This is a genomic window from Candidatus Bathyarchaeota archaeon, assembly GCA_026014805.1.
GTDB lineage: Archaea > Thermoproteota > Bathyarchaeia > Bathyarchaeales > SOJC01 > JAGLZW01.
The window spans coordinates 50,821-73,907 of record JAOZHR010000004.1 but is presented as its reverse complement, the minus strand read 5'-3'; the positions used below and the strand labels follow the sequence as shown (position 1 = coordinate 73,907).

Sequence of the window (23,087 nt, the reverse complement as noted above, 5' to 3'; positions counted from 1 at the left end):
TAGAGAGAGCTGTAGGAGTCACTTGCGCATCCCAGCATTCATATTTACAACATATAGTAGAGAGCCCAGTTTAAACGCCGTGGACTACTTACCCTAGAAGTGACACATCAAAATTCCTCTGCAAAAAAGGGTTACTACGCTTCTCTCTCTCAATAGTAGATGTTGGTCCATGACCAGGATAGACAACGAGTCTCTCCGGCAATACAGCCAACTTCTCCAGTAATGACCGCATAATGTCCTTGCCTGAACCTCCAGGCAAATCCACACGACCAATAGAACCCGCAAACAACGTATCACCAGTAAAAACACAATCCTCTCCGATAAGCGAAATGCTTCCTGGACTATGCCCTGGTGTACGCAAAACCCGCAAAGCAACCCTCCCAAACCTAACCACATCACCACCCTCTAAGAAACTATCAGCAACAGGTGATAAAACGTGAAAGCCAAACAATGACTCCAAATCTTTCCCTGTCCTGCCCAACATACCCGCATCTAACTTATGAATTAAGATGGATGCATCGGTTGCACTTTTGACGACACCGTTACCACATGTATGATCAGGATGCCCATGCGTATCAACAATAAACTTAACCTTTAACCCGTTCTCTTTCAAAATATGCAAAACCTTTCCAGCCTCGCTTTGACGATCAAACCCGGGGTCTATCACTATCGCCTCTCTAGTCTTGTCACACCAAACCACGTAACAATTTGTGAACAACGAACCCACAGTCAACATCTTTAAATTCATAAGCCTTCCAACAACTGGAAACACAGTTCAACCTTAATAATTTAGCTTTCACGCAAAAGAGATAGCACGGTGAAAATCAGATTCAGACTTTCAACAATTCATAAACGATTAATCTGAACGGCTCCGAGTCTTTGCGAGTGAGGAAAGATGGTTATCAGCGCTCGGTTTGTCCATGAGTCTGTTGACGAAAAACTAGAGAGAATTGAGAGATATCTCTTGAAGAAGTTTTTAAGAAATATCTAGTGATTCTATGATGTGAAAGGGTCAAGAAAGCCGGAGTTGTCGAATTTTAGAGAATATTAGTCTGTGGAAATATGGGAGACACGCAAAATAATATTGAAAGAGCGCCGTTAGACATTCAGCAGGTCAAATTCTGAACTCGAATATCGCTAATAGAAAACCAATACTTAAATCCCATAACCTTCTAATACTCCAAAACTGCATTGAGTAGTCGACATCTATGAGCGAACCACCTACTCTCCCTCCTGAACCAGCAACAGAATCCATTGATACTTCTCAGTTTGACCAAATTCAACCTTTGGTTACTGCAGAATTTGATGTAGAAGAGGCTCTGATCGATCATGGTATCCCAACATTTTACGTGAATTTACAACCAAACTCAAAACAAGCTTTCATTAGGCTTGTTAGAACCTTGGCCAACGTAGGATATACACCTGTACTAAGAGAGAAAAATGGAAGAAACGTGTTGAAAGTCTCGCCGAAACCGAAGATGAAGCCGAGCCGACCAATAATAAATGTAATACTCTTTCTACTAACTATTGTCACCGTCTCCATTACCGGATACATTCTTTCTCTCGACCTTGTCGAACATGGATTGAATCCCTTGATAGGTGCCGCTAGTTTTGCGTTAGCACTGTTGGGAATATTAGGTGCTCACGAGATGGGCCACAAATTCGCTGCTAACTATCATAAAATGGAGGCAACAATGCCATATTTTATTCCAGGGCCACCTCCACTGCCTGGGGTTTTCCTAGGAATTGGGACCTTTGGCGCGGTTATTGTGCAGAAAGAGACAGCGCCGAATAGAGATTCATTGTTTGACATAGGTGCTAGTGGACCAATTGCCGGATTCATCGTGACAATTTTTGTGGCCGCCATCGGCATTGCCATGTCACCTATAGGAGCTAGAGTCGATCCTTTGCCGGGTGGGGGGCTTCCCATATCGCCTCTATTCATGTTTCTCATGGAAGCTTTAGTGAAAATCGAGCCAATTCCTGGCATGAACTATTATTATATTCTATTGCATCCTGTCGCTTTTGCAGGTTGGATAGGAATGTTCGTCACTTTGCTTAATTTGCTGCCCACTGGAATGCTTGATGGAGGTCACACCTTAAGAAGCATAGCTAACAACGATTCTGTCCGCATGATTTTCACTTTTGCTTCAATTTTGGTGCTTCTAGTCACACGAAACTTGCTAATGCTGTTTTTTGTTCTCTTCCTTTCTATGTACAGGCATCCGGGACCTTTGGATGATGTTTCAAAGCTGTCTCTTTCAAGGAAATTGGTTGCTGTCTTATTGATTGTAATATTTGCTCTCTGCTTGTTTATTTTCTAGTGGAAAAATGAGCGAAGTCTAGATTTTGTTAGTTGGGACAGCGACTAGTGTTTCCATGGTGTAGTTGGTGTTGAAGCCTGTTTGCATGATAAATTTCATTGCCGCACCTTCATTAACCGCTTCAAATATGATGATGCCGTCATATCGTCCGAAAGTGAAAAAGACTTCACGTATGGTTATGCCCTTTGGCGTTTTGAGTGTTTTGAGATGTTTTACGGCGTCGGCACCTTTTCCTTTTGGAGATAGAAGTGTTATGAATAGCATAAAATCCTCCCGTTGAAAATATATGAGGTTTTGTTCTCTTAAAGATTATTGTAGGATTCGAGGAAAGGTGTTTCTCAGGGTATGGCTATAAACACTTTCTTCTTGTCTAACTTGTATTCATGCCATTCTGCTTCAAGCTCACCTTGAACTTTCTGTAAGTGCACCTTTTTTGTGCGAACCAACTCCGCCATGGTTTTCAGATGAGGCTTCAACAGTTTTTCGTTTTCGCCATCCAATTCAGCCAAATAAACCGCTTCTAGGACTTTTGTAGGTGTAAAGCCCAGTTCTTTACGCAATGCTTGAACGCGCCGAGCAAGGTCACGCATCAAACCTTCTCCAAGAAGCGCCTGGTCTCGTTGAGTATCTATCAAAGCATGTAGGTTGTTTTCTGAGGCTACGTTCCCCTTGTCGCGCAATTCGTAGTTCATTTCTTCCAGTGTGTCGACATACTCGACAGTTTTTACGTTTGCAAGTTCAAGAAACAAGTTTTCAAGCTTTTTTACAGCTTTTTGGGCACTTTTCGGTCCAGCTAACACCGCTTTCTTCAGTGGCCATCGCCTCTTTAATTCAAATGTTTGTCGTGCAGAGTACGTTAAGGAAACATATTTGAGAAGCGTGTCGAAATCCTGTTCCAGCTCTAGGTCTGCTAATTTTTTGTCGGGAGTTGGCCACTTTTCAAAGTTCACTGATTCCAGCAGAGTTTTGTCTAGCGTTTTGTGAACTTGTTGGTACATTGTTTCGCATAGAAATGGTGTGATTGGGTTGAAGAGCAAATTCAAGATTCTCAGCGTTTCCCACAGGGTAGCGTATACTGTGAGTCTGCGGTTTCGAGTTTCTTGATCGTCACTCCAAAGTTCATGTCTTACCATGGGAATGTATTGGCGGCTTAGAAAATTGACAACAAACTCTTCCAAGTCTGAGAGGGCAAAGTTGAATTCGCATCTTTCAAACTTTTCAGTAACGCTTTTCACAGTGCTTTGCAGTTTTGATAACAACCAGCGGTCTGGCAGCTTTAAGGTGTTATTTGCCTTAGCCCATTCCAATGTATGCCTTTGCGGGTCGAAATGATCGTATTCAGCATTTTGCATGAAGAAGCGATAGAGGTGATAGAGAGTACTGAGAACTTGGTAAGGTCGCTTGCGGAGTTCTTTAACGTCGAAATTCATCGAGTCGATTGGAGAGCATTTTCGAAGTATGTAAAACCGGAAGAGGTCAGCGGAATATTTGTCAAGCAATTCGTTGGCATCGATGACGTTGCCGAGGCTTTTACTCATTTTGTGCCCTTTCTCGTCTAGGACATGGCCATAAAATAGATATGCTTTGTAGGGTGATTCTGCCTTTTCAGTCATTATGACGTGCTCGAGCAGTAACGTGTTTGCCCATCCACGAGTTTGGTCTATAGCTTCCACAAGGAAGTCAACAGGCACATATCGTTTAAATTCTTCATCAGTAAATCTTGCGTAAGGTGCAGCGCCGCTATTGTGCCAAGCATCCAACACGAAAGGTTCGCGATGCATCTTTCCGCCGCACTTTTCACATTTGAATACGATGCGATCTATCCATGGTTTGTGGAGTTCAAAGTGTCCTTTAGGAGACTCAGAAGCTTTCTCAAACAGCTCCTTCTTGCTTGACACCAGAACTTTGTGTCCGCATTCCGTGCATTTCCAGACTGGAAGTGGTGTTCCCCAGACCCTTTCTCTTGAGAAGCACCAAGGTTTGGCTTCACGGAGAAACGCCAAGAAACGGTTTCTCGGGGGATCGTAGTAGTATTCGACTTTCTCTGCAGCCTTGACTATTCTGTCATTTATTTTGTTTGTCCAAAGATAGTATTCCCTTCTGGCAAACCATACTAGTTTGTGATGAGAACGCCAGCAAGTTGGATATTCGTGGCGTATTCGTTTCACTGATACTAGCAAGTTTCTTTTCTGTAGCTCCTCGACAACCACGTCATCAGCGTCTCTTGCAAACAAGCCCGCAAACATACCTGCTTCTTTAGTAAAGTTAACTTCTTCGTCAAAAGGAGCGTAAACGGGAACTCCGCGTTTCTGGGCAGCGTCAAAGTCCTCCTCACCGTTTCCAGGAGCCAGATGAACAACACCTGTAGCGGCTGTCACATCGACAAAGTCTTCGCAAACAACCGTGTGCACAAGAGGATGTCTATCAAGTTCTTGCTGCTTTGGAACATTGCCTAGGAATGGATACTCATATTTCAGCCCTTCCAGCTCTTTACCAAAAAGAGTGCCGATAACCGTGTAATCTTGGATTTCGAGCTCTTGCATCGTCGGTTCTACCCGTTGTCTTACCATTATCCAAGTTTCGTCTTTCACCTTGACTTTAGCGTACTCCGCATCTGGATGCACCGCTAACATCAAGTCAGTGACTAGTGTGAAGGGCATCGTGGTCCAGACGAGGAAATATTCGTTTTTCGTTTTTGCGATTTTGAATTTGAAGTAAAGCGAGGGGTCTTCAACTTCTTCGTAGCCCATGCCTACTTCGGCGTTGCTTAGCGAGGTTTGGCAGTGGGGGCAGTAGGCTACCACGTAGTGGCCTTCGCCCAGTAACCCTTGGTCCCAAGCGCGTTTGAGGTATTTCCATTCGCGCTCTATATATTCGTCTAGGTATGTCCAGTAGGCTTTTTTGTCATTTATGAACACGCCTGCTTTAATATCAACGCTGTGCCAAGCATCGTAATACTTTATTATAGCCTTCTTGCATTCAGCTACGAATCGTTCTTCTCCTACTCGCTCCAGCAAATCTTTCTTGTTTTTTACGCCTAATTGGCGTTCTACTTCTAGTTCAACTGGTAACCCTTGGCAGTCCCAGCCCGTCCAGAAGGGAATGTAAAAGCCTTGCATTAACTTCCATCGGTAACGCAGGTCCTTAATGACTCGTCCACGAATGTGGCCTACGTGGGGGTATCCGTTCAGTGTTGGAGGGCCTTCAACGTAGCCTAAGATGCCTTTGTTATTTTTCAATCTGAGTTGTTCTAGTTTCTCAACCGTGTGGTTTTTTTCCCAAAATTCTCGAACTTTTTGTTCTAGTTCAAGCGGGGGGTAGCCTAGGGTAAGCCAACGTTTAGAATCAGCTTCGAATTTGACGGTCACCTTTCATCAACACATCCCGCCAACCACAGAAAACGCTATTCCAGCATATAACTTTTTTGAACCACTCTTTCAGAAAAGATGTTTATCAATCAGCTTTTGCTTTGAGTTCTAAACAGGTATTTTTCTGCCATTGAAGTCTCTTTTGAAACGTCCAAACTCGTCTTTAACTTCCTGAAGCTGCTTACATGTAAAGACGGGCCCGTCAACACATACGCGATATTTGCCAATGGTGCAGCTGCCACACAAGCCTATAGCACAACGCATAAGTCTCTCCAAACTTGCCTGTAGTAACGTTTCATGTTTTTCAGCTAAAATGAAAATTTTAAAAAGCATAGGTTCCTTGCCACAAGCATAAATTGTGTCAAACTCGTCCTTCGCCAAGGTTTCTTCTGCAAGTTCGGTTACAACTCCTTTGTGCCCGTAACTTCCATCTTCGGTGGAGGCAAATATTCCTTTTCCAGTTTTCGAAAGCGTACTCTTTATCTTGGACAGGAAAAGCAGTTCCTCCTTAGTTTTTGCCCCCAACAGAAAAGACATTTCAACCTTCAACTCAGACAATTTCTCTGCCAGAAAAGCTAAAGGGGCAATTCCAGTCCCACCACCCACGAGAAGCACATTACCCCTAACTGGTTTGAAGCTATTGCCGAAAGGTCCTCGAACGCCGATAATATCGCCTTTTTCTTTTTCGTGCAAAAGCTCTGTAGCTTCTCCAACATTGGCTACTGTTATTGATGCTAAGCCATTTGGGTGGGTTGAGGAGATGCTCATAGGAAGTTCGTCAAAGCCTGGAAGCCAAATCATAATGAACTGCCCTGGCTTGCCTTTGGCGCAGAGTTTGTCGTTGAATAAGAATGTTCTGACCAGTGAGCTTTCTTGAACGACTTTCTCTATTTTCACTGTTCTTAGAGCATTAGTTTTGATGCGATAGACCGACAATTTCTTTCACGCTACCAAATCCCTTCTTTTCCAAAAACGCTTCGATTCCATTAGTAACCTGCTTGAACACGTTTAATCCTTTCGTGGCTATTGCGGTCCCTGTTTGAACTGCAGAGGCGCCTGCCTCCATGAATTCTACGGCATCTTGCCATGTGGATATCCCGCCGCACCCGATAATTGGGATTTTTACTGCATCATAAATTTCGTATACACATCTCACTGCTATGGGCTTTATTGCAGGACCTGACAAGCCCCCGAACTTGTTTCCGAGGATTGGTTTAGCTGTTTCCACATCTATGACCATAGCTTTTACAGTGTTTATGGCAGTTATGGCGTCAGCTCCCCCTTTCTCCGCTGCTTTGGCTATTTTTGCAATGTTAGCAACGTTTGGCGTCAACTTGACAAATACTGGTTTGTCTACGCCTCTCTTAACCTCTTTCACAACCTCTTCAACCAGTTTCGGGTCTTGCCCAATTTCAGCTCCAGTCCCCTCAGCATGGGGACATGAAATATTTAGCTCCAACGCGTCCACAGCCATTTTCAAAGCTTTTTTCGCTATTACTGCAAACTCTTGTAGCGAAAAGGCGTATATGCTCACAATTATCGGAACTCTGATTTTTTTTGTCTGTTGCAGTTCTTGAGCGAAATGTTCAATACCGGGGTTAGGAAGACCCATAGCATTAATCAGTCCACCTTCAACTTGAACCACTGTGGGATTTGTGTAACCGCTACGAGATTTCAAGCCTAAAGACTTTGTGACCACTGCACCGGCTCCCGCCTCGGCTACGCGTTTCAATGTTAAACCAGACATGCCTAATATTCCAGCCGCAAGCATTGTTGGATTAGCGAGTTTCAAACCAGCGATTTCTACTGTCAAAGGATTAACCATATGGAATGCTCCATTTCAGTAAAGGTTATTCATTAGCAGAGATAAAGGTTAGGAAAAGGTTAGATTGAATAAATCATGTTGAGGAGAAAAAACGTGAAGGCAACTATAATAGTCTCCCTAATAGGCGTTTTTGGCTTCGGCGAAGAAGACCAAATAATTGATAAACTTTTGTTTAAGAAGGATCCCAAGCTTATAGCTGAAAAACTGGACTCAGTCGACTCTGGAAAAACGGTGGATGAAATAATTTCATTGGCTAAAAGATTGAAGAAAAGGAGGTACACTATTTTTATTTTTGAGAATGCTACAATTGCGGAAACTGTGAAGAAAAAAATGAAAGTAGAAACAAGCATTGCCCAGCCCTCTCAGCAAGGCGAAATTCTACGTAAAGACATGGAAAAGTTTGCCTTGGAAGTTGGGTTTGTTAAGCAGTCGCAAGAATTGCGAGAGTTGATTCGTGAAGTTTCGGTTGAGCTTACCCGATTAAGAGTGAGGAAGGCGGGGGAGAAAAGAGACTTGATGGTTGCTCAGGCCATACTGAGTATTGACGATTTAGATAAAACTGCTAATTTGTTCATGGGTCGGATACGTGAATGGTACGGATTGCATTTTCCAGAGCTCGATCGCATGATAGAAAAACATGAAACCTATGCAAGGCTCGTTTTGAACCTGGGTAAGAGATTAGATTTTACTACAGAAAGCTTGGAAAAGGAAGGTTTGCCTGCAAACAAAGTTGCGCAAATTGTAGGAACTGCGGAAAACTCGATGGGTGCGGAACTAACAGAGACAGATATCGAACAAATCCAAGCTCTTTGCAAGCAAACACTAGAACTCTACAATTTAAGACAGGCCCTGCAAAAGTATGCAGATTCAACTGTAGGAGAGGTTGCGCCCAACATCCAGGCTTTAGTAGGCTCTCTACTGGCAGCTCGTTTGATAGCATTAGCAGGAGGGTTGACTAACCTTGCGAAAATGCCTTCAAGTACCATCCAAGTTTTAGGTGCTGAAAAAGCTCTTTTTAGAGCCTTGAAGACAGGAACGAGACCGCCAAAACACGGGGTAATATTCCAAGACGCCTTAATTCATGACGCTGAAAAATGGCAAAGAGGGAAGATGTCGAGAGCATTGTCGGGAAAACTAGCTATAGCAGCTAGAACCGATGCTTTCAGCGGTAGATACATAGGCGATTCTTTGAAAGCAGACTTAGAAAAGCGAGTTGCCGAGATCAAAGAGAAATACCCGAAAGCTCCATCACAGAGAGAATATAAGCAAGAGAAAAGGTTTCAGCCGCGTCATAAAAGGAGAAAGAAACGTGGTCGTGGACGTTAAGCCTCATCCGAAATTTGCTGGAATTTACCGGGTCAGATTAGAAGACGGTTCACGAAGATTGGCTACTGAGAATTTGGTTCCAAGAAAGAACGTTTATGGCGAACGTTTAATTTCCCTCAAGGGTATCGAGTATAGGGTCTGGGATCCTTTCCGTAGCAAGCTTGCAGCAGCCATTTTGAAAGGGTTAACTACGGTACCTATACGACCAGGCCATAGGGTTTTGTATCTCGGGGCAGCCTCTGGAACGACAGCCAGCCACGTTTCCGACTTGGTGGGAGAAAGCGGACACGTCTACTGTGTGGAATTTGCCGCTCGCGTCATGCGCGAACTAGTAAACAACGTATGCGCTTTTCGCTTTAACATGACGCCGATATTGGAAGACGCAAGAATGCCTAGAAAATATGCGATGTTTGTTGAGAAAGTTGATGACATCTACTGTGACGTAGCGCAGCCCGAACAAGCAAAAGTTTTAGCGGATAACGCAAAGCTTTTCTTGAAGGAGGATGGGTGGGCTCTGCTGGCGGTTAAGTCTCAAAGCATCGACATAACTAAAAAACCAGTAGTTGTGTATAGGCAAGAAGTAAATATATTGAAGAGCCGCGGGTTCGCTGTAAAGGAAGTTGTACAACTTGAACCATACGACAAAGCACACGCAATGATTGTATCAAAAATTTAAACTTCTAATTGCATCCGTATCTTATTCTAACATTTGAATTTACAAACATGTTTATATGCAACTTTTACACATTGGTTTACAACTGAGGGGGAGGAGATGGACAGAAAGAAAACTCTGGACAGCGCTGAATCCCTTTTTGAAGAAGCAGGCTTCCACCGATCACAAAGATGTTGCACACGACCGAGCTGTTTTGACTTTGTGGCGCGAAAAGGAAAACAACTTGCCTTCGTTAAGGTTCATCCCAACATTGGGAATGCCTATAAAAAAGACGCTGATGGGCTCACAACTATGGCAAGGCTCTTTTCCGGAGCATCACTATTCATTTGCGAAAAAACACGGAAGAAACCGCTAGAAAATGATACAATTTATTCAAGATATAACGTAGGTGCAGTTACTCTTAAGACCCTTGAAGATGCCCTTCTCAAAGAAATGGGGCCGCTGATCGAATCGGGTCCAGGAGGATATTACGTAAGATTAGATGGAAAAGCGATTAGAAAGAAGAGATTAAAGAAGGCCCTATCGATAGGTAAGATGGCGGAGATCATGGGGGTTTCCCGGAGAACACTTTATGGTTATGAACTGGGAATGGCAAAGGCTTCCGTTTTAACGGCTTACAAGCTTGAGTGGGTCTTGGGCATGCCTGTCATAAAGCCTATCGACATTTTTCGATATTCAGAAAACCCTGAGGGGTTTCTTTCCGCCGCAAAACGCATAATTAGTGAAAGCCGCTTTCTCCAATTTGTCATTAGGAAACTGCTTCAGTTCAACTTTTCAGTTTTCCAATTAAAACGGGCTCCTTTCGATTTTGTTGCAAAGCCTCCGAAAAGCAGGATTTACCTTTTAGTAACTGCTGCATACGAAGAAGATCAGAATTTCGAAGTCAGAACTGAGGAGATCGTGAGCATTAGCAAGGTTGTAGGAGCTCAGCCCATATTTGTTACCGACAGCAAGAATATTTCCATTGACAATGTTCCTCTTATCCATCGTGAAGATTTGGAGAAGATTGCATCTCCTGAAGACTTGATGGCTAAGCTTTAGCTACGTCTCCGCATAGCTTGATTTGCTTCATTTTCGCGTTTGCCTTAGCTGCTTTTGCGGGTTTCCAAGATCGGCGCACAAAATCTGGGTACACACTGCTTCTTCTTGCGAGGGTTTCAAGGAAAACTGCGGTTTTTGAATCCGCCATATAGCCGCTTCCAAAGTCGCCATGTTGAGATTTCAATTTGTCTATGTCACAGTCTCTTTCAACTTTAGCAATTATAGAGGCAGCAGAAACAACTGGATAGTTTCTGTCCGCTTTATGTTCTGATATCACTTGCACTGGAAAGGAAAGACATTCCTTAATGTGATGTTTGAAGCGGTTTGCTAAGACGTCAGAAGCATCGACGATTGCAACGTCGGGTCTGAGTGCTTCGATTACGTCTGCCATAGTTCGTGCTTCCAAACGGTTAAGCTTATGTAGCTTTCTTCGACTGTTGACTGCCTTGTCTATTTCCGCAGGGAAGAGTTTGACCATGTGTGTGTCGATTGCGATTTGTTTAATTTCTTTGGCTAATAGTTCTCGTCGGCGACGTGACAGAAGTTTGCTGTCCTTCACTCCAAGTTTAAAAAGTTCAAGCTGACGCGTTTCATCTATTAGCACCCCTGCAATAACTAAAGAACCGATAACACAGCCGCGGCCCGCCTCATCTACGCCTAATATTCGCATGCAGTCAGCCCTCATACAATCCTTGTTGCATAAACTTAATAATCTTGTTTACAATCGAAATGAGAAGTTTAGCTCTAGTTTCTTGAGTAACTTCAATTACGTCTGCATCCTTCCTAGATTTGATCTGTTTGATAAGGTTGTGTTGAGCGCGGTAGTGAATCGTGCCAAGTACTGGTTTAGAGCTATTAACCGCCTTTTGCACAGCGTCTCTAAAGGTTTCAGAGAATAACTCCATGGGACCGATTTCGTCAATCAGCACTATATCTGCGTTATTTAAGGCGTTCAGAATGGCTGTCACGCCTATTAAGTTGAGGTCGTCAAGGTTAACTCGATATTTGCCTATTCGAGGACCTACAGGTTGACTAACATGTGCAAGCCATCCTCTCTTATCCGATGCATAGTCGCGGACTTCGAAGCCTACTCGGACACCCTTTTCACGAATTTCTCCACTAATCATGCCACCTAGTTTGTAGCCTCTTACGCTCAGCTGCTCTGCTGCTTTAAGCAACACGGTTGTTTTCCCCGTTCTTGGAGAGCCAGTTATGAATGTTAGGCGTTTCATTCTGTCACCATCATGTGTTTCGTGAATTGTTTTTAAGTGTTGGAGGCCAACGTTTCTTGCGGTCGAGTGAAGAGGTTGAGCTTTCATTTTCCTATGGAAGTTATTACTGAAGGTGTGGTTCAGGTTGCTGTGCCGAGACTTAAGGCTTTTGTGAAGAAACCTTCCGATTACGCGCCGTCGAAGGCGCCCGTGTTCTACAATCCCGTAATGGAGTTGAATCGTGATCTGGCAGTTTTGGCATTGCAGGCTTTTCAACGACTTGTTGGGCGGGAGTTAGCGATTTGTGAACCATTGGCTGGTTGCGGAATTCGGGGGATACGCTTTGCAAGAGAGGTTGGAAGTGTGAGGAAAGTGGTGGTTAACGACATTAATAGCGAAGCATATCGTTTAACGAAGTTTAACGTAGAAAAGAATGGATTGGTAGACAAGTTTACTGTGGAGAACGAAGACGCAAATTTTTTGCTAAGTCGTTTCGCAGCCCCTAAAAAAAGGTTTGACTATGTTGACATTGACCCTTTTGGGTCGCCCATGCCTTATGCAGATTCCGCTTTGAGGGCTCTACGAAGTGGTGGGCTGTTGGCATTGACTGCTACTGATTTGGCTCCTTTGTGTGGCGTACATCCTAAAGCATGCGTGCGAAAGTACGGTGGAAAACCGTTGCGAACTGAGTATTGCCACGAGTTGGCTGTGCGTTTGTTAGCTGGAGCTTTGGCAAGAACCGCAGCTAAATATGATGTTGGTGTCAAAGTGATGTTCAGCCACAGTTCGGAGCATTACATCAGGCTTTATGCCATGGTGGATTATGGAGCTAAAAAGGCAGATGCCAGTCTAAAGAACATGGGATATGTTGACCATTGCTTTGCTTGCTTTCACAGAGAAATATCAGCCGGAATGTTCCATTGCAAGAAAGAAGCATGCCCAGAATGCGGCAACAGGATGAGTGTTGCTGGGCCTCTTTGGATAGATAAAATCGTCAGCGAAGATTTTATTGCTTCTATGGAGAGAGAAGCAAAAACTAAGAATTTCAAGCGCAAAAAGAATATTCGTAAGCTTTTAATTCTGACGAAGGAAGAGGCAAATGCTCCTATTACGTATTATATGGTGGACAAGATTTGTGATAAACTTGGCTTGCCTGTGCCGTCAATAAAGAAGGTAATTGCAGAGCTGGAAAAGGCAGGGTATCAAGTGAGCTTTACACACTTTAAAACCCACGGCGTCAAGACAGATGCTCCAGCTAAAATAGTCAAAGAAACAATCGCCGAGATGTGCTGAATCGAATACTTGGTTAATATAACTAGCACTAAAAACTTTTCTTGTTTTGCCTTTGCCCGGTTTATTTGGCATGTAGGTTGAAAAAGCTGTAGCTGAGCTAAAAGAACCAATTAGAATCATAAAATCTCCATATTGCAAATCATTTAAGGGCTATAGATCATTCTAAATTCAATCAAATGATTCTTCATAAAGGATAAATACTGAGGCAAAGGACATTAAAATGTTGAAACGAGAGAGAGGAGTACTGTTGACCGATATGGGGCAAGATTTTCATCGGATGACAGATAAGACAAACAATCCTACCGAACAAAAAATTATGAGTTTCATTGGAGAACCCGCAAAGAAAGCTTGGTTAGATGTAAGACAGTTTATTGAAGACTATTATGGTCTTGTACCTGAAACGGTGTTTTATGGAGCAAAGTACGGATGGACAATCCGTTACCGCAAAAGCGGCAAAACTTTATGCTCACTTTTCCCTGAGAAAGGTGGATTCACAGTTCTGGTAGTTCTTGGCAAGAAAGAATCTGAAAAAGCTCTTTCAATGCGAGATGAACTGAGTTCTAAAATCCGCAATTTTCTAGAGGACACTGAACAATTGCATGATGGACGCTGGTTATGGCTTAGAATATTAACAACAAGTGATGCTAACGACGTAAAAAAACTTCTACAAATAAAAAGAAAGCCGAACAAGACTAAATCCTGAAGCTCAAATAACTATCAGACTAGATTATCGCCCTCTCAAGACCGCCACATAAGCTTTCCCATCAATTAAGCGAACCATTTTAGGCTCTTTTTTTGGCACTTACAATAGTGATTACGTCCCTGTCTTTCAATACATGGTCTTCACCTATGCGTTTTTTCTCGCGCACTTCTACGGCATAGATGAAATTGTCGCCAAGTTCCGTATGGATAAGGTAGGCAAGCTGCCGGGCGGTTGTTCCGTAAGGAACAATGTAAGCATCAGGCAAAACCTCTCCTTTATGGTTACTGAGTTTCTCTATGTCCTCTACTGGGTAGACAACTATGCAGTTTAGAAGTTTGAAGTATGCTGCGTTTATGGCTTCTTGTACTCCCGTGGTGCCGAATGGGGTTAAGATTCTTTCCTTAATTGTCTGAAGGGCTTTCTGCTGTGTTTCGGTTAGGACGGCTGGTTTAAGAATGTTATAGTTGCAGTCGCCCGGCTTGTAATCTATCCACTCCTTTTCTGTAGCCCTACGTAATGCCAGTTCAGCCTCTGCACTGCATGAAATCACAAAATAATCTTGTTGTTTCAATCGCTCTACGTTTTCTTCAGCTGTGGGTAGGTCAATTTTATTTGCTGCAACTAGCATAGGCTTTGCAATTCTTCTTAAGGTATCTATAAACTTGAGAAGTTCTTCTTCACTCCACGAAGCTGGTTTATCAGCATTTAACCCACTTTGCCTAATTGCCTCGAAAATGTGTCCACGCTTAATAGATAAGCCGCTTAATCTCTCTTCAAGCTGACTAAGCAAATCAACTCCTGCCCCTCCAGATTCAATGGTCCTTGCCATCTTTGCCCAATCACGTTTCAAAATATTAGCTATCCACATTGTAATCTCAACTTCAAGGAAACGCGCATCCTCTAAGGGGTCATGTGTGCCTGGCTTGCACCTTTTGCCCTCAATGTCTGTGGCCCCAGCTGCATCAACAATGTGGATTAGCGCATCAGCCTTTCGAATCTCGTCTAAAAACTGGTTTCCTAGTCCACGTCCTTGCCATGCTCCGGGCACTAATCCAGCGCAGTCAATCAACTCCACAGGGATGAGTCGCACACCGTCCAAACATAGCGAATTGACGGGGTTATCTTTTACGTTGAATTCTTCATGAACACAGGGTGTGCGAATGTATCCAATCCCCAGGTTCGGCTTTATGGTGGTAAACGGGTAATTAGCTATCTCTGCAGGTGCCAATGTGGCGGCAGAAAAAAATGTTGATTTGCCTACATTAGGTTTACCGACAATTCCAATAGAGTATGGTCGAGTTTTTTTGCCCGCTATGGACATTACTGTCAACCTAATGAATAGATTTGTTGAGGATGAATAAATGCTTTTGAAAAGTAAAGCGCTTCCTGGTGGCTACATAAAAGTTGAGCCTCATTACACCAAATTGATGGTTATAAAGGACCAGGGAAAAAAATAGAAAGAACAGGTTGAGGCTGAGCAGCTACTATTCCTCCTCTTCCCCCATCGTTTTTACCTCGCCGTTGGAAATTTCTGACAGCTTCCTCAACGTTCATACACAAAAAATCAGCTTTTCAAGCGTTTCTATGTGAGAGATGGCAAAAAAGAGCGAAAGGAGTAGCATCCTAGACAGGGGTCTTCAAAATTTCCGCCCTTAAGAAGGCTTTTGGACTACGAATTTGAGGCGTCATATAAGCCCAAACCAGGTGATGCGAATTGTGTGCTGCGCCAATTCTGCCTTCAGAGTCAACAGCTATCAAACCCATTTGGTTGGAAACGTTCTGCATTCTACGGTTTACCTCTTGAATTGAGCTTTCGGTGGCTTTCTGCGGCGTTTGTCCTATGCGTACTAAGTCGCACGTGCTTTTCGCCAGAACGAGTCGAATGGCAATTTCTCCTATTCCCGTGGCTGAACATGCGCCTGCTTCGTTATCAGCGTAGTTGCCGCAGCCTATCAAAGGTGAATCTCCTATGCGTCCTGGAACTTTTAGAGAAATCCCACCTGTAGATGTTGCCGCTGCCACGTTGCCTTCTTCGTCGACTGCAACTGCGCCGACAGTATCAAGGTTAAAAAGGTTGGGATGCGATTTCAATAACTCAGACAGCTTTGGCAAATAGCTAAGCTCGTCTTGTGTCATTTTGTTCTTTAATTCGCGCCAGTACTTTTCCCTAAGGTTAGTGTTTGGGTTTCTCCGTTCCAAGCTGAAAATTTCAGCCAATTTCTCTGCGCTTTGTCCCACTATGAAAATGTGATCGGTGTTTTCCATGACAATACGAGCTAAATGTACGGGATGTTTGACATCGCTTACTAGTCCTACCGCTCCTGCCGATAGTGTTTTGCCATCCATTATGGAAGCCTCCATTTCGATACGTTTATCGAGGGCTAACGATGACCCTAACCCTGCGTTGAAGATTTCATTGTCTTCCATTGACATAACTGCGGACTCCACGGCATCAAGAGCGTTCCCGTTTTGTTTCAAAAAGTCAAACCCAGACTTTGCTGCCTCTTTAACCCCTATGATGCCTGCTTCTCGTCTTTTTGGACGCCATTCTCCGGCACCACCGTGAACTATTATCGTCGGCCTCTGCACATTCATCACAGTATAATCCCTATTGCTTTGAGATTAGCTACAATGCTTTTTAAAGGATTTAAAATCTCTGTTGATGGAAACAGCTAATAGTTGGGCAATGTTTTTTAATTGTGGGATGATGTGAGGCGACGGCGTGGAGCCTCTTTGGCAGTGACGCGCCCAGCTTACTGACCTCCTTAAATTATTGCTTGATTTGTATCTATAGAAACTAAAGCTGACATAAGAAAGGAGGTTCAAAAAACGCACATATTAAAGGCAACGCTCAAGAATGTCAGAGCTGCCGCAAAAATCGTCAAGAAAGGTGGATTAATTGTTTATCCAACAGACACCGTTTACGGTCTAGGCTGTGACCCTTTCAACGTTAGCGCCGTTGAGAAGCTTATCCACGTAAAAGGCACACGAGACAAGCCCCTGCCCATTCTTGCATATAGCTTAAACGACATTAATAGAGTAGCGGAACCCTCTGAAAAAGCCAGAAGAATTGGTGAAAAATTCTGGCCTGGACCTTTAACTCTAATATTACCCAGAAAACGTCCTTCCAACCTTGTCACATTTAGTTTAACGACCATTGGTGTTAGGATACCGAATCACAAAGTTGCACTCAAGCTTATAAGATTGTCAGGTGGGCTTCTCATAGGCACCAGCGCTAACAAAACCGGGGCGCAGCCTCCATCTACTGCTGCTGAGGTTTATGAACAATTGAATGGGAAGGTGGATATGATTCTTGACGGCGGGATGGTTGAACTCGGAGTTTCTTCAACTATTTTGGATTTGACTTGTGAAAGACTAAAGGTTTTACGCAAGGGTCCTGTAAATCTTGAAGATATAATGGAATCTTTTGAAAAGTCCGTTTGACGCTTAATCTAGATTCTTTAACGTAAGCTCTAAATCAGGCAGAAGGGAACTTTTGTGATGAAAATCTACGCATGTAAGACATCTAAGTGATAAAAGCGATTTCTTCCAAAAACTCGGCTATTGCCCTTCCCTTCATCGTTAACTCATATCTAATCGGCACACACCGTCTGAAAACCAATTTCTTCCCCCTCAAACTTCGCAAATACTTGTATGTTCTACGTAAATTAATACAAACAACTTTAGATAAGTGGTGGGCAGAAATGCCGGCTTGCGGAATCGCGTCGCAAATTCTCTTCTGCGTTGACGAAAGCCGCTCTAAAGACAACGCCCTCTTCGTACGGAAGTAGAAAACGCGATCTGAAGGAGAATTATTAAATATCAGCTCACGCTCCTGTAGACGCTTCAAAGTCCTGGATAAGCTCTTCGTAGAAGCAACATCGAATAACTCGCCACGAGTCTTCGCGCAATCAATAAGACTTCTGAGTATTTCTTCCTCATAACCGCCAGAGTGGATTGGCAGTTGTCCTGAAAAACAATGTCTAACCATGGCATCGTGAATCTTTCCACCATACAATGTAAGCCCAAGGCGTTTGTTTCTTTCTTTCACTAGGCATGCTTTAAATAAAGGTTTTAAATAGTCATCAATTGTCTTCTGACTGTGATGGAATCCATGGTTTCTAAGTTTTTTCTGTAGATCATCAAGCGATAAGGATCGTTCACGAAGAATGCCAAGTATTGCGAGTCTTCTCTGGTTTTTAATGGCATTCAGCAACTTAAGCTCATGATTGTTCTCTGATAGAACCTTGTTGGTTTCCCGAAGCTCTTTCTTCACTTTCCAAGTTTCACAATGTTCTACACATGACAATGGTGAAATAACACTGCAGCTTTTACATCGTTCCTCCATCATCTGTAACGTCTGTTCCAAGCTACAACCGTCATCAACCATTTTCCTTGATAGCCATAACGAATCTCCAACAAGCTTTCGGCTCTCCATATGCCCTTTGTGGGGGACGTATGTCACAGGAGCTTGGTCATTGTGACGAGTGTTCCTTTGGGGGGAGAAAGGAGAAGAGGTTTTTTTCAAAAGAAGTTTCCTCCATTGTTTCTATGACACACGTCATATATTATGACATGCGTCATATTTATATACATTTTCCTCACAACACTATAAACGGAGCAAAACAATGAAACTTCCATGCGAAGTCGCAGTAAAATCAGTCGTCCCCGCAATACGCGCCCTCCTTGCAAAAGAGCTCATTAAAACCTACGGAATGAAACAAAGAGAAGCAGCCAACCTACTTGGCATAACCCAAACAGCTGTAAGCAAATATGCTCACCATGTAAGAGGAAGAATTCTGTTGATAGAAAAAGAAAAGAAAGTTGAAACACTAATTACGAAAACTGCTGCCTTACTAGCTAACGGCAACTTGAACAGAACAGCGCTTGCACTACAAATCTGCACTACATGCAAGCTTGTACGAAAAAAGGGTCTTATGTGCGAGCTGTGCAAACGCGTGGATCCAACTTTAGACATACAACAATGCAAAGTATGCCTTTTCCTCACGTGATTGTTCAACGTCAACTGGCTTAAAGGAACACGTTGAGCAAAAAGGAACTGAATAATAAGCTCATTACAACAGCTCCTAAACCTATCAAAAAGGCTTTGTTCCAAGAGAGTTCATGTATCTTTTTCAAAGCAATAGCACAAAGAATGGTAGTCCATCCATAAGCAAACAAGCTTAGAAAAGTAATTGGTGTGCCCCAACTGCCTTGGTAGATGTCAAGATATTCCAAGTAGGTAGTGTTATAGGGAAGGAAGATAGGCGGTAGAAGAATAAATAGCAGCGCAAGAGCTCCCAAATAAACGATAGAGGCTGAATACACATATCCAAAGGTGGATAACAAGTTTTTCCATAAACCATTCCAATCTGAGAAGCTCCTTAAAGCTAACAAAACTATTCCAGAGAGAATTAGCCATTCCAACAAAAAATTGATGCCGCCTCGTATAGACGAATATGTAAGTTGCAAGTCAAAGGTGTTGGAGGATGAAATGGCAGTATACTTTCCGAAAAACAAGTCATCGATTTTTAGAACAAGGTTTGCTGTATTAGCCCATGTTAACAGAAAACTGATCCCAGTTATGTTTGTCCAATTTGCTGATTTCTCTGATGCTCCTACCCAATTGTCGGTGGCAAGATTAACAGTAATATTTGCCCAGACGTTAGTGTTGTTGGCTATGATGTCTCCTATATCCAACTCGATTTTTTTGCTTTCATTGTTGAACGAAAATAACTGCAAGATTGCGGTTGGAGCATCATCTGCTTCATTAATCCATTTTGTTCTAAACGATAAGCGGCTATATTCCTCTTTAGAGCAATTGAAACTTCCTATGTTTGTTAAACGTATCCAGATTAGTGAACTATTAGTCAAAGAAGTAGAAACACTATAATTGCCTATAATGAAGTCGCGGCTATCAAGAGTCACATTGTCGTTGGAGTTCCATAAGAACGACGTTGAGTTCCCAACAGATTCTGTCCATAAATCGTTTTCAGGTGTTGGGGTCTCTAAGAAAAATTTGGTCCCGCTTACATATTGTCCGCCTAAAATTAAGGGCAACGTTATCAATAGGATTAATACTGGACCTTTAATGTTCGGTTTCTCCACTATCTCTTCAAACGTCTTCATTGGAGAGTATAGCACCCTGAATATCCATTTTACAAACTGCCACGGTTGCTTTTTTTCTTGTTCTTCTTCCAAAGAGTGGGGCTCATCGATTGTCAAGTTGCGTGCATTCCTTGCTTAATTCTTCTGTAAGTGGCGTAATCTACATAATCTATGAATTTATTTTCAGCCTGATATCTTACAGTGAATTTCTGTCTAGGTCTCTTATCCATTAACTGGTTTGTGGTAACAAAAGAGTAAGCATCGCTCCCTGCCCCAGAACCATAACCCGCTACTAATATTCTATCGTTCGGTTTTGCTATGTCAAGGACAGCGGCTAAACCGATGGGCGAGCATCCAGAGTACGTATTTCCGAATTTCGCAACCTGAAGCCCGGGTAGAAATTGTTCTTCTTTAAAACCCAAACTTTTCGCAACACGTGTCGGAAAAGCAGCGTTAGGCTGATGGGCCACAAAATAGTTTATGTCACGGGGTTCAAGCTTCAATCGTTCCATAAGCTTTTTGACGGTTTTTGTTACGTGTTTGAAGTAAGCTGGTTTACCCGTAAATCTACCACCGTGACTTGGGTAAGGTTGTGTGTCCCTTCTCCAAAAATCTGGCGTGTCTGACGTAGTTGAAACCCAGCCTTCAAACTGAGCTATTACATCATGCATACCAAAAATGAAAGCGGCGCCTCCATAGCCTACAAACAAGTCTAGTTCACCTCCTGGCTCGTCTCTTGGGGCAGATTGAGAATTGTCTGCTCCGATTACCATGGCATAAGATTCTTCTGAATCGGGGTAATATACTAGAGAAGCAGCGTCCTTAAACATGCTAGTTGCTGCTTTACATGCAAACTCCGTGTCTATGGCGTCTACACATTGGATACCTTCTGCTCGGTACTCTTCGCCAAGCTTCAGAACCTGAGCTACTTTAGAAGCGATCGGCTTGACAGCGTAAGGATTAGACTCTGATCCTACGTACACCTTACCAATCAACCTATGATCGACACCTGAATGAATAAGTGCAATTTTTCCAGCTTCAACGGCTGCTGTTATAGCGTCTTCATCTAGAAAGGGGACAGCGCGCTCTATTCTACCTTCTCTAATTCTGAACTTAGAAGAATAGACACCATAACCCACTATTCCTGGCTTCTCGTATTCCTTCGAAGGCTTAACTATTTTATACTCTTGGTAAGGGTAGTATTCATCAGTAAAGGAAAAAGTCAGAGATATTGTTGGGATTATTCCACTGGCGTCTACAGCGTGTCTTCTCCTAAAGCGCGGGACAACCCTTCTTCCTTCCAAATCATCGAGCCTTAGTTCCTCCTCATCTCTGATAATACGATCAGTTAATCTACCTGGAAAACGTACTTTGCCATTGTGGAACGAAAATATTCCATAGAGGTATGGCCCTAATTTTGTGAACTTGTTTGTAGGTTTATTTACAAGGGTGCAAATTTCCAGCGTTCCTTCTTCGTAAAAGAAGTCAATACGCTCCATTTTGCCAAAGCTTTCCCTTCCGCAAGCGCCGCAGTAATCTTTGAGTTTGAAATATTCTTTTCCGCATATGCTGCAACGACTACCGCGTAGCCTATCGCCTATATAGGCCACCCGTCTCTCAATTGGCTCGCTGCTCATGTCAGTTCCTTCCTAGAATGTAGATATATGCTTTGGTTCCAAAACCTTCCAACTCGTGAACACAACCGCATCTGAGTTCACCATCTGCCTTTACCTGCCTTTCACCAGCCTCATGTCTTAACTGTTGAAATACCTCGAAAATCTCTGCACCACCTGTGGCGCCCAAAGGATTTCCATCGGCCTTAAGTCCACCATTCACGTTCACGAATAGCCTCTTACCATTAAGCTCGTAATAGTCTTCATTCTCTTGACAACTTCTGTAAATGTCTATCCACGCCTTACCCCTCTCGCAGAACCCTAAATCCTCTAAAGACACCATCCCCATCATCGTAGATTGATCGTAAAGCTCCAAAATCGAAATGTCGTCCAATTCGATATCCGCTGTCTTAAGGATATCCTTCATTGCAAGTCTAGTGGACAAAAAACCAGTCAGGTTGTTCCGCGAAGGGAAGGTAATATAATCTGTGGCTAGAGAGTAGCCTAGAATGTAAACTGGTTTGCTAGTATAAGATTCAGCAAGTTCTGAATTTGTTAGTATTAGAGCAGAGGCGCCGTCAGATATTGGTGCAAAATCGAACAAGCCTAAAGGTCTTCTTGCCTTGGCTCTTGCCTTCATAACTGTGTCAACGGAGATTTCTTTATGAAACTGAGCGTACTTGTTTTTCATGGCCATGTGGTGATTTCTCACTGAGAAGCCAGCTAACGCTTTTTCTAAAATGTCAAGTTGTTCACCGGCAATCCCGAATTTTTTAATGTATGCTCTAAGCATAAGCTCATGGTTCGCCTCTGGAGTACATCCAGCATAATAGCTCCATGGGTCCTCTAGAAGCATGAGGTCATCTCTAATCTTGTCCCACCGGTCCGTCATTTTTTCCATTCCACCCACAAGCATGAGTTCATACTTTCCTGCCAGAACGGCGTTGCAGGCATTTGCGAGGGCGGAGCTGAAGGACCGCGTGATTTCCATGGGGACGTTTAACTCTAAGAGTTCAGATAGAAAGCCTTCTTCAAGTCCCAATTTGTTGGTTATAGGAAGAAAATAGTCTGCAAAGTGACACGCGTCAACGTCTCCACGCTCAATTTTTGCAGAGTCTAAAGCTGTCAGTCCAGCCTCCTCAACCAAATTGTTAGGCTCTCTTTCATAATGCTCTCCAAACTCGGTCCTGCCCACGCTGATTATAGCCGGGCATTTCGTTTTCATGACAAATATTAACTCCTCTCTCTGCAGAGCTTTATCCACTTATATAAAGGTCTTTTTTAAGTGTTTTCTATCTTACGCAGAATCTGCCTTAAGTAGTTAAGTTTAGATACGACAAGGTGATAAGGCATCTGCGAAACAGGTTGAAAGATCCTTTTTGTCAAGTCAAGGAAATTCGTGGAAAATGTTGCGTATTCATAGTCAAGGACAAAATAGCCTCCAATGAACCATAAGTATCTTGGACGAGATAGATGCTTTATGTATTCACGCGTTGGGTTCAATGCTATCCATGTTTGTTGCATTGAATAGAGGAATGAGCTCCAAAGAATTAAATTTGATGTATGACGAAGAGAATGTGGGTTATATTCAACGTCTCGATC

Annotated in this window: 21 protein-coding genes; 8 read left to right on the top strand and 13 right to left on the bottom strand. The window is 43.1% G+C overall.

The features are described from left to right. Positions 1 to 88: 88 nt before the first annotated feature. Entirely contained in the window at positions 89 to 748 is a 660-nt protein-coding gene (locus tag NWE91_00945; GenBank protein ID MCW3984970.1) for an MBL fold metallo-hydrolase, read from the bottom strand. 460 nt (positions 749 to 1,208) lie between these two features. Between NWE91_00945 and NWE91_00940 the strand changes: the two genes are divergently transcribed. Then, a complete protein-coding gene (locus NWE91_00940) occupies positions 1,209 to 2,324 on the top strand; it encodes a site-2 protease family protein (GenBank protein MCW3984969.1) in 1,116 nt (371 codons plus the stop codon). Positions 2,325 to 2,342: 18 nt separating this feature from the next. On the opposite strand, the gene NWE91_00935 is transcribed toward NWE91_00940, so the two are convergent. The 4 genes from NWE91_00935 to NWE91_00920 all read right to left on the bottom strand — a co-directional run bounded on the left by NWE91_00935 (position 2,343) and on the right by NWE91_00920 (position 7,517). After that, positions 2,343 to 2,588 (bottom strand): GYD domain-containing protein, encoded by a 246-nt coding sequence (locus NWE91_00935; GenBank protein MCW3984968.1) that lies wholly within the window; start codon positions 2,586 to 2,588, stop codon positions 2,343 to 2,345. A gap of 74 nt (positions 2,589 to 2,662) precedes the next feature. Continuing rightward, positions 2,663 to 5,692, bottom strand: a complete 3,030-nt coding sequence (gene ileS / locus NWE91_00930; GenBank protein ID MCW3984967.1) for an isoleucine--tRNA ligase — start codon at positions 5,690 to 5,692, stop codon at positions 2,663 to 2,665. Between the two features lie 108 nt (positions 5,693 to 5,800). Further along, positions 5,801 to 6,628 carry a dihydroorotate dehydrogenase electron transfer subunit gene (locus tag NWE91_00925; GenBank protein MCW3984966.1) on the bottom strand — a complete coding sequence of 276 codons (828 nt, stop codon included), beginning with the start codon at positions 6,626 to 6,628 and terminating at the stop codon, positions 5,801 to 5,803. After that, positions 6,603 to 7,517, bottom strand: a complete 915-nt coding sequence (locus NWE91_00920; GenBank protein MCW3984965.1) for a dihydroorotate dehydrogenase — start codon at positions 7,515 to 7,517, stop codon at positions 6,603 to 6,605. Before NWE91_00920 ends, NWE91_00925 begins: the two co-directional genes overlap by 26 nt. A gap of 75 nt (positions 7,518 to 7,592) precedes the next feature. On the opposite strand from NWE91_00920, the gene NWE91_00915 reads away from it, so the two are divergent. The 3 genes from NWE91_00915 (at position 7,593) to NWE91_00905 (ending at position 10,557) form a co-directional block, all read left to right on the top strand. Then, complete coding sequence (locus NWE91_00915) at positions 7,593 to 8,843, top strand: C/D box methylation guide ribonucleoprotein complex aNOP56 subunit (protein ID MCW3984964.1); 1,251 nt, start codon at positions 7,593 to 7,595, stop codon at positions 8,841 to 8,843. Beyond that, a complete protein-coding gene (locus NWE91_00910; protein ID MCW3984963.1) occupies positions 8,827 to 9,519 on the top strand; it encodes a fibrillarin-like rRNA/tRNA 2'-O-methyltransferase in 693 nt (230 codons plus the stop codon). Before NWE91_00915 ends, NWE91_00910 begins: the two co-directional genes overlap by 17 nt. Positions 9,520 to 9,615: 96 nt before the next feature. Then, a complete protein-coding gene (locus NWE91_00905; protein MCW3984962.1) occupies positions 9,616 to 10,557 on the top strand; it encodes a helix-turn-helix domain-containing protein in 942 nt (313 codons plus the stop codon). Here NWE91_00905 and rnhB read toward each other — a convergent pair. Further along, complete coding sequence (rnhB, locus tag NWE91_00900; GenBank protein ID MCW3984961.1) at positions 10,547 to 11,227, bottom strand: ribonuclease HII; 681 nt, start codon at positions 11,225 to 11,227, stop codon at positions 10,547 to 10,549. The genes NWE91_00905 and rnhB overlap by 11 nt on opposite strands. A 4-nt stretch (positions 11,228 to 11,231) precedes the next feature. Next, the gene (locus NWE91_00895; GenBank protein MCW3984960.1) at positions 11,232 to 11,789 is read right to left on the bottom strand and encodes an NTPase; all 558 of its coding nucleotides are present in this window, start codon (positions 11,787 to 11,789) and stop codon (positions 11,232 to 11,234) included. A 75-nt stretch (positions 11,790 to 11,864) separates the two neighbouring features. Between NWE91_00895 and NWE91_00890 the strand changes: the two genes are divergently transcribed. Both NWE91_00890 and NWE91_00885 read left to right on the top strand, forming a co-directional pair. Beyond that, entirely contained in the window at positions 11,865 to 13,061 is a 1,197-nt protein-coding gene (locus NWE91_00890) for a tRNA (guanine(10)-N(2))-dimethyltransferase (GenBank protein ID MCW3984959.1), read from the top strand. A 220-nt stretch (positions 13,062 to 13,281) separates the two neighbouring features. Further along, on the top strand, positions 13,282 to 13,764 hold the full coding sequence (locus NWE91_00885; protein ID MCW3984958.1) for a DUF3788 domain-containing protein: 483 nt from the start codon (positions 13,282 to 13,284) through the stop codon (positions 13,762 to 13,764). A gap of 79 nt (positions 13,765 to 13,843) precedes the next feature. Here the strand turns inward: NWE91_00885 and NWE91_00880 are convergent, their stop codons facing one another. After that, a complete protein-coding gene (locus NWE91_00880; protein MCW3984957.1) occupies positions 13,844 to 15,085 on the bottom strand; it encodes a redox-regulated ATPase YchF in 1,242 nt (413 codons plus the stop codon). Positions 15,086 to 15,387: 302 nt separating this feature from the next. Beyond that, positions 15,388 to 16,359: an isoaspartyl peptidase/L-asparaginase gene (locus tag NWE91_00875; GenBank protein MCW3984956.1), complete on the bottom strand. Its 972-nt coding sequence runs from the start codon at positions 16,357 to 16,359 to the stop codon at positions 15,388 to 15,390. A 240-nt stretch (positions 16,360 to 16,599) separates the two neighbouring features. Here NWE91_00875 and NWE91_00870 point away from each other — a divergent pair, with 240 nt between their 5' ends. Next, positions 16,600 to 17,208 carry an L-threonylcarbamoyladenylate synthase gene (locus NWE91_00870; protein MCW3984955.1) on the top strand — a complete coding sequence of 203 codons (609 nt, stop codon included), beginning with the start codon at positions 16,600 to 16,602 and terminating at the stop codon, positions 17,206 to 17,208. An 82-nt stretch (positions 17,209 to 17,290) separates the two neighbouring features. On the opposite strand, the gene NWE91_00865 is transcribed toward NWE91_00870, so the two are convergent. Continuing rightward, positions 17,291 to 18,292, bottom strand: a complete 1,002-nt coding sequence (locus tag NWE91_00865) for a hypothetical protein (GenBank protein ID MCW3984954.1) — start codon at positions 18,290 to 18,292, stop codon at positions 17,291 to 17,293. Between the two features lie 100 nt (positions 18,293 to 18,392). Here NWE91_00865 and NWE91_00860 point away from each other — a divergent pair, with 100 nt between their 5' ends. After that, positions 18,393 to 18,776 (top strand): transcriptional regulator, encoded by a 384-nt coding sequence (locus NWE91_00860; protein MCW3984953.1) that lies wholly within the window; start codon positions 18,393 to 18,395, stop codon positions 18,774 to 18,776. A gap of 19 nt (positions 18,777 to 18,795) precedes the next feature. Here the strand turns inward: NWE91_00860 and NWE91_00855 are convergent, their stop codons facing one another. Genes NWE91_00855 through NWE91_00845 form a run of 3 tightly spaced genes read right to left on the bottom strand, consistent with a single transcriptional unit; the run spans position 18,796 to position 22,710 of the window. Then, on the bottom strand, positions 18,796 to 19,965 hold the full coding sequence (locus NWE91_00855) for a hypothetical protein (protein ID MCW3984952.1): 1,170 nt from the start codon (positions 19,963 to 19,965) through the stop codon (positions 18,796 to 18,798). A 20-nt stretch (positions 19,966 to 19,985) separates the two neighbouring features. Then, entirely contained in the window at positions 19,986 to 21,509 is a 1,524-nt protein-coding gene (locus tag NWE91_00850) for a hydroxymethylglutaryl-CoA synthase (GenBank protein ID MCW3984951.1), read from the bottom strand. A gap of 1 nt (position 21,510) precedes the next feature. Further along, positions 21,511 to 22,710: a hypothetical protein gene (locus NWE91_00845; GenBank protein MCW3984950.1), complete on the bottom strand. Its 1,200-nt coding sequence runs from the start codon at positions 22,708 to 22,710 to the stop codon at positions 21,511 to 21,513. Between the last annotated feature and the right edge of the window lie 377 nt (positions 22,711 to 23,087).

Bases quoted from the DNA above. Each gene is read 5' to 3' on its own strand.
- NWE91_00845 (MCW3984950.1), bottom strand. From the start codon at position 22,710: ATGAAAACGAAATGCCCGGCTATAATCAGCGTGGGCAGGACCGAGTTT.
- NWE91_00940 (MCW3984969.1), top strand. From the start codon at position 1,209: ATGAGCGAACCACCTACTCTCCCTCCTGAACCAGCAACAGAATCCATT.
- NWE91_00860 (MCW3984953.1), top strand. From the start codon at position 18,393: ATGAAACTTCCATGCGAAGTCGCAGTAAAATCAGTCGTCCCCGCAATA.
- NWE91_00945 (MCW3984970.1), bottom strand. From the start codon at position 748: ATGAATTTAAAGATGTTGACTGTGGGTTCGTTGTTCACAAATTGTTAC.
- NWE91_00895 (MCW3984960.1), bottom strand. From the start codon at position 11,789: ATGAAACGCCTAACATTCATAACTGGCTCTCCAAGAACGGGGAAAACA.
- NWE91_00920 (MCW3984965.1), bottom strand. From the start codon at position 7,517: ATGGTTAATCCTTTGACAGTAGAAATCGCTGGTTTGAAACTCGCTAAT.
- NWE91_00880 (MCW3984957.1), bottom strand. From the start codon at position 15,085: ATGTCCATAGCGGGCAAAAAAACTCGACCATACTCTATTGGAATTGTC.
- NWE91_00850 (MCW3984951.1), bottom strand. From the start codon at position 21,509: ATGAGCAGCGAGCCAATTGAGAGACGGGTGGCCTATATAGGCGATAGG.
- NWE91_00885 (MCW3984958.1), top strand. From the start codon at position 13,282: ATGTTGAAACGAGAGAGAGGAGTACTGTTGACCGATATGGGGCAAGAT.
- NWE91_00905 (MCW3984962.1), top strand. From the start codon at position 9,616: ATGGACAGAAAGAAAACTCTGGACAGCGCTGAATCCCTTTTTGAAGAA.
- NWE91_00915 (MCW3984964.1), top strand. From the start codon at position 7,593: ATGTTGAGGAGAAAAAACGTGAAGGCAACTATAATAGTCTCCCTAATA.
- NWE91_00935 (MCW3984968.1), bottom strand. From the start codon at position 2,588: ATGCTATTCATAACACTTCTATCTCCAAAAGGAAAAGGTGCCGACGCC.
- NWE91_00875 (MCW3984956.1), bottom strand. From the start codon at position 16,359: ATGAATGTGCAGAGGCCGACGATAATAGTTCACGGTGGTGCCGGAGAA.
- rnhB (MCW3984961.1), bottom strand. From the start codon at position 11,227: ATGCGAATATTAGGCGTAGATGAGGCGGGCCGCGGCTGTGTTATCGGT.